We start from the raw sequence: 15,361 nt of genomic DNA, 5'->3' as shown, positions 1-15,361 counted from the left end.
CTTAAATAAAATTAATAATATAATCTATGAAATTTTTCATCGACACAGCCAACTTGGAGCAGATAAGAGAAGCTCAGGATCTGGGAATCCTTGATGGCGTTACAACCAATCCGTCCCTGATGGCAAAAGAAGGAATCAGCGGGAAAGAAGCTATTTTGAAGCATTACAAAGACATTTGTGAAATTGTAGACGGCGATATTTCGGCAGAAGTCCTTTCCACAACTTATGAAGAAATGATCAAAGAAGGTGAGGAATTGGCAGCCATTCATCCGAATATCGTGGTAAAAGTTCCCATCATCAAAGACGGAATCAAAGCCATCAAATATTTTTCCCAAAAAGGAATCTACCCTGATTTTCTCAGCCGGACAAGCACTTTTAGCAGCAAAAGCAGGAGCCACTTACGTTTCTCCATTCTTAGGAAGGCTGGATGATGTTTCCACAGACGGTCTTAATTTAATCCAGGAAATCAGAACCATTTTTGATAATTATGGATATGAAACTGAGATTTTGGCAGCATCTGTTCGTCATTCTATGCACATCATCAATTGCGCAAAAATTGGCGCCGATGTCGTAACTTGTCCTTTGCCTCCGATTTTGTCTTTGCTTAATCATCCTTTAACAGCAAGCGGTCTGGAGCAGTTCATCAAAGATTCACAGAAAATGCAATAAAAATATGCACGATATTTCAAAACTAAAAATTATCGCTTCTCAGGTCAGAAGAGATATTGTAAGAATGGTTCACGCCTGTCAGTCGGGACATCCGGGAGGTTCATTAGGATGTACAGATTTTCTTGTAGCTCTTTATTTTGATGCAATGAATAGAAAAGAAGGCTTCGATATGACGGGAAAAGGCGAAGATGTTTTTTACCTTTCCAACGGCCATATTTCCCCTGTTTTTTACAGCGTTTTGGCGCACGCAGGCTATTTCGACAAATCTGAATTGGCAACATTCAGAAAGCTGAATTCCAGATTGCAAGGACATCCGACGACACACGAGCATCTTCCCGGAGTTCGTATTGCTTCCGGTTCGCTTGGACAGGGAATGTCTGTGGCAGTCGGTCACGCGGTCGGAAAAAAATTAGATAAAGACACGAATCTTGTTTTCAGCCTTCACGGCGACGGGGAATTGCAGGAAGGACAGAACTGGGAAGCCATTATGTACGCTTCTCACAACAAAGTTGATAATCTCATCGCAACGGTCGATTACAACGGTCAGCAGATTGATGGCTCGACTTCAAAAGTCCTTTCATTAGGTAATCTTAAAACCAAATTCGAAGCTTTTGACTGGAAAGTTCTTGAAGTGGAAAACGGAAACGATATGGAAGAAATTCTGAACGTTCTGGATGAAGCCAAATCATTAGCAGGAAAAGGTCAGCCGATTTGTATTCTTCTGAAAACAGAAATGGGTTACGGTGTCGATTATATGATGGGAACACACGCGTGGCACGGGAAAGCACCGAATGACGAGCAATTACAAAAAGCTTTAGATCAACTCGAAGAAACTTTGGGCGATTATTAATTTGAGAATTATTTGGGCAGCTTAATCCGTCTTCCGTTCCCGCTTTTTTGCAAATTTGCCAACGCTTTTTCCACATCAAAATTTGCAAAAAGAGCTCCACTCAAGCCGGGCTGCGAGAAATCGAGGAACGAGATTCATCGATTCAAAATAAAAATAATAAAGTGGAGATAGATTCGCTGTTCCAAATCAATCAACGAACAAAACATTTAAGAGAAAAAGTTTTCGGGAAGAACAATGGAATTTATTGTGATGTTAAATTACAGGTCGCTCCTACGGAGCTTGATGCTCTAAACTTAATTTTGCTATTAACAGTTCGCCACGCTGTGGCTCAATCTAAATACGTTTTAGAATAATAAATGCTCCGTAGGAGCGAACTGATAATAGATCAAAAATAATTCGGCATCACAAAACCTCGTAGAGGTGATCTGGAAAGCTTTTAGTATTCACAAAAAAAATATTTTGTAAAAACATCGAATAAAATTTACTTGAGGAACCCACTTTCTTAGCTGAGCGAAGCGTCTTTGCGAGCGAAAAATATTCTCAATAAGATAAAAAAATTCTTTGCGCTCTTTGCGTTAAAAAAATAACCAACAATTAATCAAATGAAAAAATATACCTACACAGAAAAAAAAGACACCCGAAGCGGCTTCGGAGCGGGAATGGCAGAATTGGCGGATAAAAATCCCGATGTTGTCGGACTTTGCGCAGACCTTATCGGTTCTTTAAAATTTGAAAAATTCATCGAAAAAGCACCGGAAAGATTCTTCCAGGTCGGAATTGCAGAAGCCAATATGATTGGAATGGCAGCAGGTCTGGCAACGGAAGGCAAAATTCCGTTCACGGGAACTTTCGCCAACTTTTCTACAGGAAGAGTGTACGACCAGATTCGCCAGTCGGTGGCTTACTCAGGAAAAAATGTTAAGATTTGTGCTTCCCACGCTGGTTTAACTTTAGGTGAAGACGGTGCAACACATCAGATCCTGGAAGATATCGGATTAATGAAAATGCTTCCGGGAATGACGGTGATCAACACTTGCGATTACAACCAGACCAAAGCGGCAACCATTGCGATTGCAGATTACGAAGGCCCGGTTTACTTGCGTTTCGGACGTCCCGTGATTCCTGTTTTCACCGATGAAAATCAGAAATTTGAAATCGGGAAAGCCTGGATGGTGAATGAAGGAAAAGATGTAACAATTGTTGCAACAGGTCATTTGGTTTGGGAAGCCATCAAAGCCGGCGAAATTCTCGAAGAGCAGGGCATAGACGCAGAAATTATCAATATCCACACCATTAAGCCATTGGATTCTGAAGCGATTTTAAAATCTGTAAAGAAAACAGGTTGTATTGTTACCGCAGAAGAGCACAACAGACTGGGCGGATTAGGCGACAGCGTTGCACAGCTTCTGATTACAGAATATCTTGCGCCTCAGGAATATGTTGCCGTCAACGACAGTTTCGGAGAAAGCGGAACGCCTGACCAACTGATGGAAAAATACGGTTTAACTGCGAATGACATCGTGGCATCAGTTAAAAAAGTGATGAGCAGAAAATCAGAAAGTCTGTAATATTGCATTGTTAGAAATGTGTTTATTACCCACAAGGAATACATAGTTCGCACAAAGGTCACAAGTTTTGTGTTCCTTATGAATTTCTTTGTGCTTTTAGTAGTTAAAAAGAAGATCATCGAAATAGAAAAAGAGGAAGGTCTCGGTTATCAATATAAAACCAGTCACGACATTAACTGTCTTCTCCGATTGATCAGGACAGTCACCTAAACAGAAAACCGTAACTTTAATCAAAATTTTAAAATTTAAACTTTCCATCAAAATATAATTTGCAGATTTTATGCAGGAGAAATTAATCAATTATACCAAAGAGGCTTTTCAAACAGCTTTTGGCTCAGACGCGGAACGGATTTTCCTCGCTCCGGGAAGGATCAATATTATTGGAGAACACGTCGATTACAGCGACGGTTTTGTGCTTCCGGCTGCCATTGATAAGCATATTTGCTTTGCCGTAAAAAAAACGGATGATTCTAAAATCTCTTTTTTTGCCAAAGATTTCAACGATTCTTTCAGTTTTGATGTTAACGAAAAACAGTTTCCGGTTTCACAGACCTGGGTCAATTATTTGTTGGGCGTTTTTAATGTCATTCAGGAATTGGGAAAAGAAGTCGGAGGTTTGCAGATTGCTTTCAGCAGCACGATTCCGATGGGTTCCGGTTTATCATCATCGGCAGCTTTGGAATGTGGATTTGCTTATATTCTCAACGAAATTTTCGATTTACATTTAAATAAAAAAGAAATAGCAGTCATTGGTCAGAAGTCCGAGCATACTTTTGTAGGCGTAAAATGCGGAATTATGGACCAGTTTTCGTCAGTTTTCGGAAAAGAGCATAAAGTGATTATGCTCGATTGCAATTCTTTGGAACATCAGTATTTTGAAGCCAATATCGATGGGTATAGCTTGGTTCTTTTCGACAGTTGCGTAAAACATACCCATCTTACTTCCGGCTACAACGATAGAAGGAGAGATGTTGACAACGGCAAAAAAATATTATGGGAAAAGTTTCCTGAAATACAAAAATTCAGGGATTTTAGTTTTGAAATGCTCGATGAAGTAAGAGCAGAAATGGGAGAGACGTCTTATAAAAGATGCTTTTACCTCCTGAAAGAAATTAAAAGGGTAGAAAAAGCTGCAAAAGCTTTATCAGAAGGAGATGTTGAATTTTTGGGACAATTGTTGAATGAAACGCATTCCGGACTTTCGACTGAATTTGAAGTAAGCTGTGATGAGCTTGACTTTATGGTTGAGGAAACTTTAAAAGAAAATGGTGTTTTAGGGTCAAGGATTATGGGCGGTGGCTTCGGAGGCTGCAGCATTAACCTTATTAAAGATGAAAATGTTGATCAGGTTATTGACGCTATCAGTGCTAAATATAAAAAGGCTTTCGACATCGAAATGAAAGTCTACAGAGTAAAAATATCAGACGGAATTAATGAATACAAAGAAAATGAATTCGTCATTTAATCAAAAAAATCATCCTCACAGAAGATACAATCCGCTTTTGAATGAGTGGATTCTGGTTTCTCCGCAACGAGCAAAGCGACCTTGGCAGGGGCAAACAGAAAAAACGTCGGAAGAACAGCTTCCGGCTCACGACCCGAATTGTTATTTGTGCTCAGGAAATGTTCGCGTTAACGGCGAGAAAAACCTAGATTACAAAGGTGTCTACGTTTTTGACAACGATTTCGGTTCTCTGATGAAGGATGAAGTGGAATTTTCTGAGGATAGTTCTGATTTTTTTTCATTAAAACCTGAAAGAGGAATTAATCGTGTTATTTGCTTTTCAGAAAATCACAGCCTTACGTTGCCTGAAATGGAGATTGACGATATAAAAAATGTCGTTGATGTATGGCAGAAACAATATGAAGAGTTAGGAAATCTGGATTACATCAACCACGTTCAGATTTTTGAGAATAAAGGTCAGGTGATGGGTTGCAGTAATCCGCATCCTCACGGTCAGATATGGGCGCAGTCTTCAGTTCCTTCTATTGTGGCAAAAACGCAGGAAAATCTTAAAAAATATTTTGACAAAAACGGAACTTCTCTTTTGGAAGATTATGTGAAAAAAGAGCTGGAAATTAATGAAAGAATCATTCTTGAAAATGAGGATTTTGTCGCATTAGTTCCTTTCTGGGCAGTCTGGCCTTACGAAACGATAATTGTCAGCAAAAGAAAGATTGAAAATTTGCTTGATTTTTCCAAAAACGAAAAAATATCCTTAGCATCAATCATCAAAGATTTAACTACGAAATACGACAATCTTTTCGAGATTTCTTTTCCGTATTCAGCAGGAATTCATCAATCGCCGACTGATGGAAAACTTCATCCTGAATGGCATTTTCATATGCATTTTTATCCGCCATTGCTGAGAAGTGCAGAAGTAAAAAAGTTTATGGTCGGCTACGAAATGCTTGCGGAAGCTCAACGGGATATTACGCCGGAGCAAAGTGCTGAAATATTGAAAAATATTTCCACTATTCATTATAAAAGCAAGTAAAAGATAGTTTTATCTTGCAGAACTTACTGGTTTAAAAGTTAAAATAGTTGTTATAACAGTATAATACGACGTGATCCCTGATGCTGACCACGGTCTTGGCAATTCCCAAAAATGTAAAAATACTAGAACCTTAATGGGATTTCAAACTGCCCTTCAATGCCGATGAAATCTCTGATGTAGCACTTTAGGCTGTATATTCTAGATAAAAAATCAAATCATAAAATCTCAAGCTGTAACAGTTTGATAAATAATTTGTTATGCCTATAAAAAAGAGACAACTAATAAATAGTTGTCTCATTAAGTGAACTTGACAGGACTCTATCCAAACCATTTATTAGTAGATATAGATAATATTTTGAAGGTGTTAAATGGTATTTAAGTTATATAAATGAATCAGAAAAATTCTCTCTAAATATGAGAATTTTATGAAAATGAAAAGTATTAAAACATCATTTTTCTTTAAAAAAAAACTGTAAAATTTAATTGGAACATTAAAATAAATTGTTACCCAAATTGAATAAGTGATTATTCAACAATCAAACAAATCTTAGCAGTAGATTTATCAACATTATACATCAAGATTTTATAAATAATGTAGTATCTGGTTATTCTTCCATAATTTTTCGGACATATTCCATCCATTGTTTGTTGGTAATAGAGTTGTCGAGATAGTAATCTGGCTGAATGCACTTGTCATCAATTGCCATTTCTGGTATTCTGTAACTTTTGGAGCGGCCATATCTTAATTCAAAATTTCCATCAGGAGAGACAACATCACTCATATTGGATATATGTAAAGCGCCACTTGTCGTTGTTCCAAAAAGTTTTACTTTTTTGCTTTGCTTTGCTGCCAGCAAGAATTGTTCTGTGGTACTCGCATTTCCATTGTTGATTAGGATAGCAATATTTTTAGGAAATGGTAAAACTTTATCCAATTTTTTGACTTTAACGATTTCATCAGACAGACTGACGAATTTACCAAGGTTATTGTTCAAGGTTTCATAAGCCTCTTCATAGGCTTTCTGATGTTCCTCGTCGAAATTTTCATTTTTTGACAAACCCAACATTACCTCATTATTTAAAGGTGTTGACAGATGCTGTAAACCCACAGTACGTATCGGGTTGGTATATAGAAAAGGAATCAATTTTTCGTAAGATGTATCCGCACCTCCGTCATTATAACGAACATCGATGATCAAATTCTCCGTTTTTTCTATGTTAGCTGAATTGGCTGCAATCGCGCTGTCAATTTGTTTTTTATAATCCAGATCAAAAGCTGGAATTCTTATGTATGCTGTTTTTCCAGACAATATTTGAAAATAGGATTTATTACCGGCGTACAAAAATTTGATGTAATCCTTAATTTCTTGTGTATCCTCATAGGTTCTTGATAACCTTTTCAAATATAAAACGTTCCCAATATTTATAAGGTTATTTCCGATGATATCTACCTTTTGATTTTCCCTTTTAGAAAAATCTTTCATCCACAGATCAGCTTTCTCTTTGTTATTATTTATTAAAAATTTTAGTTGATTTGGAGTCCAGCTCGTTTTGTCTGCATTGATGATAAATCCGCTATATCCATCAACAGTTTTGATGATCCCTACTTTATATGTGCCGTCACTCCATACTCCTTCCAAAGTAGGTGTAGATATCAGATTGATTCTTTTTTCAAATTTCGAATAATCAACTTTTACTATAGGCTGCTCTTTAATCTTCTTTTTATCAATTACGTCATTTTGGTTATAGTCATTTTTAATAATTGAGAATCCAAAATGTCCACTCCTAAAGAATTTCGACCATTCATAAATCACGCTCTGACATTCTGGAAGTGTTTTTTGCCCCTTTTGCCTTTTCCAGTATTTTTTGATTAAGGATATTGTAAGTGTCTTGACCATTTTTCTCAATAGTATATCGAAAACCAGCATCATTTTCCTCAAAAGTTTTTTTAGCCCAGAGGAAGTTGGCTTCGCAGTCACACTCCTGACCAAAAGTAAATGTTGACATTAGAATTAATAATAAATTCAATGTGTTAAATTTTATCATTTTTTATAGATATTTAATTATTTTTCGTGAAATGGCATAATATTTAAAATCTACTGATTATAAAATGAATTTTTAGGACTAAAAGTAAATCCATTATAATAGGCAAGAGATTCACTTAATATTTGACTACCTAGTTCCAATTTAACACTTTAGTTATTTTAATTATACAAATAATAAGGAAATTAATAAAGTAGTTGACTTTGATGATTCTGTATACAAATACAATTGTGGAGTGGGTAAAGTATTTTGTAAAAATAGAGGCTAAGTTTTAACTTATACGAATGCATCTCACATATCATAAAACTTTAAAGAATTACACCTTGAATTTTTTTCAGAAAGTCGCTAAGATCAAAAGGTTTGGAAATATAATCATCAGGGATACAAAGCTTTCTTGTTTGATCAATCTTCATATTGGCACTCATAATGATTACCGCAGCTTTATTATTGATATTGTTTTTTATTTCATTACAAAGATCTATCCCAGAGCCATCTGGAAGCATTGCATCAAATAGATAAAGATCGGGAATGATTTCGGGATTTCTTTTTTTGAATTCTTTTACTGTTCCAAAGGGATAAACATTATAACCCTCTGCTGTAAGAAAAATATCTAATATTTCTCTTATATCTTGGTTGTCTTCAACCATGAAGATATTTCTCATAATCTTACTAAGCAATACTGGAACCAATTAATTTTCAATTTATTATTTTAATTACCAAAAGTATATACACAGGTTAGTTGTAATGATCCTATCAGTTTAATAAAACCACTAAAATTTAAAATAAAGTGCTACTTGTAAGTTAATATTAATTTATTAAGACCATTTGTCATTGTTGTCATCTCTTTTAAGCTCTCTCTCTATTTCGTCCACGTACGGTAGTGGCAGAAGATACGTTTTATCAATATAGTTTAAAATGTTTTGACTGGTTTCGCTATTAACCTTTCTAATAAAAAGCTGATTACTACCTTTCAATGATTCGATAAAAGAAGTTTGATACTGATTTTTATTAAAAAATGTTTTTTCAATAGATGCTCTTTTATCATCATTTACAATAATATCTTTAAAAACGGTATTCATAAGAACCGTTTGAAAAAATGATTCGGCCGGCAAGAATGTATGCAGGTAATAATCTTCAAAGTCCATCACCCGTTTATTATTGGTTAAAAAAGAACAGGTTTCTCTTGTGAAAATAAACCATTTACCTCCAATATAAGGTATTACCCCTTCCATAAAATTTCTTTTATAAATTAATGATGATATCTTATGGCTTAGTTCTGTAAAATGATTCTGTATTCTTTTAAGTGTATCAGGTCTATAAAATTTTTGGTCATAATAGAACAAATAATTCCTGCCGTTATTCATGGTTAGAAACTGACGAATAATATTCTGCGATTTTAGCGGATGATCTTCGCCACTTAAGTTGATGAAATAATCCCATTCCGGTGTTACATTGAGTAAGTACTCCATGGCATTGAGCTCTGCCTGAATGACACTGAAGCCTCCCGCTACAATATTTATACTCTCAAGAATATAGACATTGGCAAAATGGATGAGATATTGTTGAATTTCCTCAGTAAATTCTTCCTTGGCTTTTCTGTCTATATGAATCAGATAAAACTGATCACGAGTGTAGATTTTCTCAAACATTGCCTTAAAAACATCAGGTTTATGATGGATCATAATAAAATAAGCAATTCGGATCTGAGAAGACGGTGGACTGACTGACTTTCTTGTAAGGGGCTGGATTTGGGATGCTAAAGTTTGCATAGGCTGGAATTTTAAAATCATCCGCACTTTGCAAACAATTAGATTGATATGCGTAAGATACGAATATATTTTTGATAATCAGTTAATTATATTTTGTTATTGTTGGATTATTTTAACATACATTTGCAAAGTATCAATAAAAAAGGTTCCTGCCTCTGCTACTCTGCAATAATTTAAATCAAATTTTTATCATTCAGTTTTGCTTTTTCAGATTCCCGATTGTCAACTGATTTCTTTGAGAAAGGCTTAGTTTTTAACTTTCAATGAGAAAAAAGTTTAGAGTAATGAAAAAGCATATGGAATTAATAGTAATTCTAATATCCACAAATATTTCATTAAAGTTGCACTTACCGGAAAAAAGATCGGAAACTGCAAAAATTTATGATAAGTTTCAAAAATCTACAATTAATTAATCCCATAATCCGGGCGATTACAGAATCGGGATACTCCCAACCTACTGAGATACAGGATGCTATAATTCCAAGTGTTTTAAAAAGGAAAGATGTTCTGGTTTCTGCACCCAAAGGCAGTGGGAAAAAATTAGCTTTTACGCTGCCGATATTACAATTGTTGGGAAGAAACCCGACTGAACACACAAATATCCGGGTACTGATCATTGTTCCTACGGACGAAATCGGAGCCCAGACCGAAGAAAAGATTAAACAGTGCAGTAAATATCTTTCTCTTTTAACGTTTAGAATTAATGATGGAGAATCAACGGATAGTCAACTTGCCGCATTCAGAAAGAGAATAGATATATTGATTGCAACTCCTAAAGGAATTTTAGAGATTGCAGAAAAAAAGCCTATCAACTTTTCCAAGTTAGAAATTCTGGTTTTATATGATGCCGATAAAATGATTGAGAAAACATCAATAAACAGAATAAAAAATATTCAGAAACTAATTCCTAATCATATACAAGCCTTGATCTTTTGTACAGAAGCTTCAGATTATCTGAAAAAATCTGTTTCAACTTTTCTTAAAAACCCAATAGAAATTTTATTAGAAGCAAGGTTGGCATCAATAGAAAGTATTTCCCAAAGCGTATATTTTATTGAGACAAGAGATAAGTCCGGATTTTTGATAGATATGCTCAGAAATAGCAACATAAAAGGATTTATGGTTTTTACGCAGAGTAAATACATAGCCGATGAGCTCGTGCAGCAGCTGGAAAATGCAGGAATCAGTACAGGATGGATTCATGGAAATAGGTCAATCGCTGTGAAGAATAGTGTCTTGGATGGCTTTAGGAATGAAAAAATTCAGGCTTTAATTACTACCGATATTGCAGCAAAAGGAATCGATGTCGATAAGATACTGCATATCATCAACTTTGATCTTCCTGCTATTCCTCAAATTTATATCCAAAGGATTGAGAGGATTCGAAGGTTAGGAAGTGAAGGTTCTTTAATATCATTCTGTACAGCAGAGGAGCGTATGGTTTTTAAAAATATCCAGAATCTGATCGGTTTTACAATACCTGTCGGTACATTTTAAGAATAAAACTGTAAAGTTTACAGATTATAAATACAATTTTAATAATAATTACAATGCAACAAGGCACAGTAAAGTTTTTCAATGAAGCAAAAGGCTTCGGATTTATTTCTCCTGCAGATGGGAGTAAAGACATATTTGTACATTCTTCAGGATTGGTTTCAGGATCAATTCGTGAAAATGATAAAGTGAATTTTGATATTCAAAAAGGTGACAGAGGTTTAAATGCTGTCAATGTGAAATTAGCATAGGATGAAACGACTTCTTGCTTATAAAAGTTAAAGCATTTTCTTCTCATCCCTGAATGTAGATTAGACTGTTTTTAATATATGTTTGAATGAAATATTAATGTTAGTTACATCGATTTTTTCATGTTCATCCAGCCTCTTGCATTTGCGGGAGGTTTTTAAATGATGTATTAGGATTAATACTTTAATCTATTATTTTTTTAAATGGAATGATTATTATCAACAATTTTGACGAATACAAATTGCTGGAAGGAATTATGGTTGGAACTTCCTCATGGCATAGGATTGATCAGGCACAGATCAATCGGTTTGCAGATGCTACTTTGGATCATCAGTGGATTCATACCGATGAGAAGAAAGCAGCAAAAGAGAGTCCTTATCATTCAACCATTGCTCACGGTTACTTAACACTTTCACTAATTCCTTATCTCTGGAAGCAGATTGCTGAGGTGAGAAACATCAGTATGGAAATCAATTACGGAATAGAAAATTTTAGATTTGGTCAGCCCGTAAAAGCTAATGATGAAGTTAGTCTTGAGGCAACTATTAAAACGGTAAATAATCTTAAAGGAACCGTAAAAGTGGTAGTGGGGGCTAAACTGATTATTAAAAACCAAGCAAAGCCCGCTTATACCGGAGATGTGGTTTTTCTATATCATTTTTCATAATAATGAAGATCAGGTAAATGTAAGTATGAGTACAATAAAAGATAAACAAGTAATCAAAAAAAAATATCTTTCCGGTTGGACAGTTCTTATTCCGATATTGGCGTGGATCTTCTATTTTGCAAATGTGGTATTTTCTTCAGGATTTTATTCACTAATCCTTAGTGTACTGCTTTTGGGAAGTGTTTTGGCGGCTGTTTACCATTCCGAAGTTATTGCCCATCGATTGGGTGAACCCTTCGGAACCCTGCTTCTTGCATTTGCCATTACGGTTATAGAGGTGGGGCTGATAATTTCTATTATGCTGGGTGCAGAAGGTCTTGAGACCGTTACGCTCGCACGGGATACTGTTTTTGCAGCAGTAATGATTATCCTTACCGGGATCATCGGTATCTGTATTGTCATAGGATCACTGAGATACAGAGAGCAGACTTTTACTCTGCAGGGTGTAAGCACGGCTTTAATAACGCTGACAGCAGTTGTGGTTTTTGTTCTCATCCTACCGAATTATACGATAAGCCATACAGGGGGCGAATATACTTCTTTTCAGTTGCTTTTTATTGCTTTGGTTTCATTGGCGCTCTATCTTGGGTTTACCATGGTGCAGACCATGAGACACCGAAGCTTTTTCATATCACCACAAAATAAAATGCTGGCAGATCAAAAGGAGCAAAGCAGTGATGAGCTGCTCTCCCGAAAAAAAATGTTTATCAGTTATTTTATGCTCATTTTATGTCTCGGAATCGTTGTGCTGATGGCAAAGCTTCTTTCTAAGGACGTTGAACACATTGTTCTTTCATTTGGAGCACCAAAATCGGTAGTCGGCGTCATTATTGCGGGAATCGTTCTTCTGCCCGAAGGGCTTGCTGCTTTTAGGGCGGCAAAGAATGATCAGATACAGACATCTTTAAACCTTGCATTTGGTTCTGCATTGGCAAGTATAGGATTAAGTATTCCTGCGATTGCTATCATATCCGTCATTTTCGGAATACGCATGACACTGGGCATAGATATTAAGTCAACTGTGCTTTTAGGACTCTCTTTGTTTATCATTACGGTTTCACTTGCAACAGGTAAGACCAATATTATGCAGGGAGTCGTTTTGGTAGGAATTTTTTTGATTTATCTTTTTATATCCATAGTTCCTTAATTCATTCGAATTATAAGAATATTGGTTATTATCTCTGTAGCTTATCAGAAATGATTTAACAATATTAAAGAAAAATTAAAACCAATTCACAGGTATTGTCGTATCTTATAAAGGATATTGCAGAATGAAAATAAACTTTCGTGTGAATAGTGGCTCATCAACAAAGCATAATTTTTCTAAGCCTTCCGTATTACTCCACAAATAAAACTTTCATTTTAATTTAAACAATTATGGCAATATTCATTTTTATACTCATCCATTGGTATGCATCTCTTTTTTTTTAGTCGGTTTTTCATCACCGGTATGCGGCACACAATCTTTTTACAATGTCAAAATTCTGGGAAAGAATGTTTTATATAGGCTGCTTCTTTACACAGGGATCTTCCTATATAAGCGCCTACACTTACGGTTTAATGCATCGTCTTCATCACGCCATACCGATAAAGCGGAAGATCCGCATTTACCACATAATGATCCAAATCCTTTTATGATGATGTGGACAACACGAAACAACTATTTTAATCTTTATATAGGAAAGACAGATACTGCAGAAAAATACAAAAAGAATCTTCCGGATTGGGAGAGATTTGATAAAATTGCACACAATTATATTACCAGATTCTGCTGGATTGCGATATATATCATTGTATATGCTTTATTGGCGACAGCTTGGTGGCAGTGGCTTTTTCTTCCTGCAACGATTATAATGGGCTCCTTACAATGAATGGCGGTTAACTGGTGGGCTCACAAATTCGGCTATGAAAATTATAAGTTAACCAACACTTCAAAAAATATTCTGCCCTATGACTTTATTTTCTGGGGCGAAGCATATCATAATAATCATCATAAACATCCACAAAGACCTAATAATGCAACGAGGTGGTTTGAATGGGATATGGGTTTTCAGACAATGGTATTTTTACAAAAACTTAGGATTATCAAAATAAAATAATGAGAATGCTTTTTTTATATGTATGCGATAGAAAACGGTGCATTCCCTGAATGGGATTTTGGAGTCCAGATTATTCCTGAAGAGGATGAACATAAATTTGATTTTGACTTGCTGGACCCTACAAAACTGGTTCCTGAAGAAGAAGTTCCAGTGGAATTGGTAGGAACTTTGACTCTTAACAGAAATCCTGATAATTTCTTCGCAGAAACGGAGCAGATTGCCTTCCATCCAGGACATTTGGTTCCGGGAATCGATTTTACCAACGACCCATTATTACAAGGTAGGTTGTTTTCGTATACCGACACGCAGCTGTCAAGATTAGGGTCGCCAAACTTTCACGAAATTCCAATCAACAGATCAATCAATACGGTCCATAATAACCAGCGCGATGGTCATATGCGCCAGCAGATCGTAAAAGGAAAAGTCAGCTATGAACCTAACTCCATTGGTGGAGGCTGTCCGTTTCAGGCTATGTGGAAGGATGGAGGATTCACGTCACAGGAAGAAAGAATTGATGGTAAGAAAGTTAGTGCGAGAAGTAAAAGTTTTGTTGATCATTATTCTCAGACCAAACTATTCTACAATAGTCAATCCACACCTGAAAAAAAACACCTTCAGAATGCCCTTATATTTGAACTTTCAAAGGTCACTATACCTGAAAGAGTAGTGGGACAATTGGTCTTCATTGATAAAGATCTTGCGGCATTGGTTGCTCAAAAAGTGGGAGTAAATGTTACGAAATTGAAACAACCGAATGGCAGTATTCCTGCAGATGCAGATTTAAAATCTCTTCAAAGCAAGGAAAGGGAGCCTGCTACAAAAACGTCTAATGCTTTAAGTATGCAGAACACAGTCAAAGATTCTATTAAAAGCCGTATTATAGGTTTTATTATGGAAGATGGCGTAAACGCTTCAGATGTTAATTCACTAAAATCGAAATTAGAAAAATCAGGGGCTGTTGTCCAGATCATTTCGGGAAGTCTGGCAGCCATCAAAGCAAATGACGGAACGATATTTGAACCGAAACATTCGCTCGCCAATACCGCCAGTGTCTGTTTTGATGCTTTATATATCGCCAGCGGTAAAAAGTCAGCAGAGAATTTACTAAATTCTGAAAATAGGCCGGGAACCTAGTCATGGTCGGAAGATTTTTCCTCCGACTTTTTTATTTTTTTTCACCAAAAAAATAAAAGAACTCAATCTATTGATTATTAGTTAATTAGTTTGTTTTTGCTAGTGCTTTTTCGTATCTTTACGACTGATAATCAATTATTTATGTCAGTTTTTAAAGATCACAAAATATCTCTTAGACACGTTTTAGAATTTATTCCCCAAGCACTTTTAAGTCATCTTTCAGCAAGTACCAAAGTGGATTATTACAGCAAGGTTCTGCACGGTAAAAAAATGTTTTATCTACTTCTTTTCTCTATTTTCGATAATGAAAAATTAAGCCAA

General features: G+C 35.7%; 15 protein-coding genes and 2 pseudogenes. 13 read left to right on the top strand and 4 right to left on the bottom strand.

All coding sequences use genetic code 11. From position 1 onward, the window contains the following. Positions 1–26: 26 nt before the first annotated feature. The 5 genes and pseudogenes from fsa to DRF58_RS14045 all read left to right on the top strand — a co-directional run bounded on the left by fsa (position 27) and on the right by DRF58_RS14045 (position 5,585). A pseudogene (gene fsa / locus DRF58_RS14070) lies at positions 27–669 on the top strand (fructose-6-phosphate aldolase). 4 nt (positions 670–673) lie between these two features. Beyond that, positions 674–1,519, top strand: coding sequence for a transketolase (locus DRF58_RS14065; protein WP_116036350.1), 846 nt, complete (start codon positions 674–676; stop codon positions 1,517–1,519). A 602-nt stretch (positions 1,520–2,121) separates the two neighbouring features. Then, positions 2,122–3,087, top strand: coding sequence for a transketolase family protein (locus DRF58_RS14055; protein ID WP_116036347.1), 966 nt, complete (start codon positions 2,122–2,124; stop codon positions 3,085–3,087). 280 nt (positions 3,088–3,367) lie between these two features. Beyond that, positions 3,368–4,552 (top strand): galactokinase, encoded by a 1,185-nt coding sequence (gene galK / locus DRF58_RS14050; RefSeq protein ID WP_116036345.1) that lies wholly within the window; start codon positions 3,368–3,370, stop codon positions 4,550–4,552. Next, positions 4,536–5,585, top strand: coding sequence for a UDP-glucose--hexose-1-phosphate uridylyltransferase (locus DRF58_RS14045; protein ID WP_116036364.1), 1,050 nt, complete (start codon positions 4,536–4,538; stop codon positions 5,583–5,585). Before galK ends, DRF58_RS14045 begins: the two co-directional genes overlap by 17 nt. Positions 5,586–6,190: 605 nt before the next feature. Here DRF58_RS14045 and DRF58_RS14040 read toward each other — a convergent pair. The 4 genes from DRF58_RS14040 to DRF58_RS14030 form a co-directional block, all read right to left on the bottom strand. Further along, positions 6,191–7,399 (bottom strand): S41 family peptidase, encoded by a 1,209-nt coding sequence (locus tag DRF58_RS14040; protein WP_157966737.1) that lies wholly within the window; start codon positions 7,397–7,399, stop codon positions 6,191–6,193. Beyond that, complete coding sequence (locus DRF58_RS18400; protein ID WP_157966736.1) at positions 7,389–7,631, bottom strand: hypothetical protein; 243 nt, start codon at positions 7,629–7,631, stop codon at positions 7,389–7,391. Before DRF58_RS18400 ends, DRF58_RS14040 begins: the two co-directional genes overlap by 11 nt. A gap of 305 nt (positions 7,632–7,936) precedes the next feature. Further along, positions 7,937–8,290: a response regulator transcription factor gene (locus tag DRF58_RS14035; protein ID WP_083206716.1), complete on the bottom strand. Its 354-nt coding sequence runs from the start codon at positions 8,288–8,290 to the stop codon at positions 7,937–7,939. A gap of 153 nt (positions 8,291–8,443) precedes the next feature. Continuing rightward, the gene (locus DRF58_RS14030; protein WP_245955472.1) at positions 8,444–9,397 is read right to left on the bottom strand and encodes a beta-1,6-N-acetylglucosaminyltransferase; all 954 of its coding nucleotides are present in this window, start codon (positions 9,395–9,397) and stop codon (positions 8,444–8,446) included. A gap of 381 nt (positions 9,398–9,778) precedes the next feature. Between DRF58_RS14030 and DRF58_RS14025 the strand changes: the two genes are divergently transcribed. The 8 genes and pseudogenes from DRF58_RS14025 to DRF58_RS18605 form a co-directional block, all read left to right on the top strand. Beyond that, the gene (locus tag DRF58_RS14025; protein WP_116036340.1) at positions 9,779–10,894 is read left to right on the top strand and encodes a DEAD/DEAH box helicase; all 1,116 of its coding nucleotides are present in this window, start codon (positions 9,779–9,781) and stop codon (positions 10,892–10,894) included. A gap of 53 nt (positions 10,895–10,947) precedes the next feature. After that, the gene (locus DRF58_RS14020; RefSeq protein WP_116036339.1) at positions 10,948–11,142 is read left to right on the top strand and encodes a cold-shock protein; all 195 of its coding nucleotides are present in this window, start codon (positions 10,948–10,950) and stop codon (positions 11,140–11,142) included. Between the two features lie 206 nt (positions 11,143–11,348). Then, on the top strand, positions 11,349–11,807 hold the full coding sequence (locus DRF58_RS14015) for a MaoC family dehydratase (RefSeq protein ID WP_116036337.1): 459 nt from the start codon (positions 11,349–11,351) through the stop codon (positions 11,805–11,807). 25 nt (positions 11,808–11,832) lie between these two features. Next, a complete protein-coding gene (locus DRF58_RS14010; RefSeq protein ID WP_116036363.1) occupies positions 11,833–12,954 on the top strand; it encodes a calcium:proton antiporter in 1,122 nt (373 codons plus the stop codon). Positions 12,955–13,444: 490 nt separating this feature from the next. Then, on the top strand, positions 13,445–13,678 hold the full coding sequence (locus DRF58_RS18615) for a hypothetical protein (protein ID WP_206605227.1): 234 nt from the start codon (positions 13,445–13,447) through the stop codon (positions 13,676–13,678). Then, positions 13,679–13,906, top strand: a complete 228-nt coding sequence (locus DRF58_RS18610) for a fatty acid desaturase family protein (RefSeq protein ID WP_206605226.1) — start codon at positions 13,679–13,681, stop codon at positions 13,904–13,906. An 18-nt stretch (positions 13,907–13,924) separates the two neighbouring features. Continuing rightward, positions 13,925–15,040, top strand: a complete 1,116-nt coding sequence (locus tag DRF58_RS14000) for a catalase (protein ID WP_116036336.1) — start codon at positions 13,925–13,927, stop codon at positions 15,038–15,040. Between the two features lie 141 nt (positions 15,041–15,181). Next, positions 15,182–15,361 (top strand): annotated as a pseudogene (locus DRF58_RS18605) (IS4 family transposase); the annotation flags it as partial.

This window comes from Epilithonimonas hispanica, from assembly GCF_003385395.1.
Taxonomy (GTDB): domain Bacteria; phylum Bacteroidota; class Bacteroidia; order Flavobacteriales; family Weeksellaceae; genus Epilithonimonas; species Epilithonimonas hispanica.
This window is presented reverse-complemented; position numbering and strand designations above follow the sequence as displayed.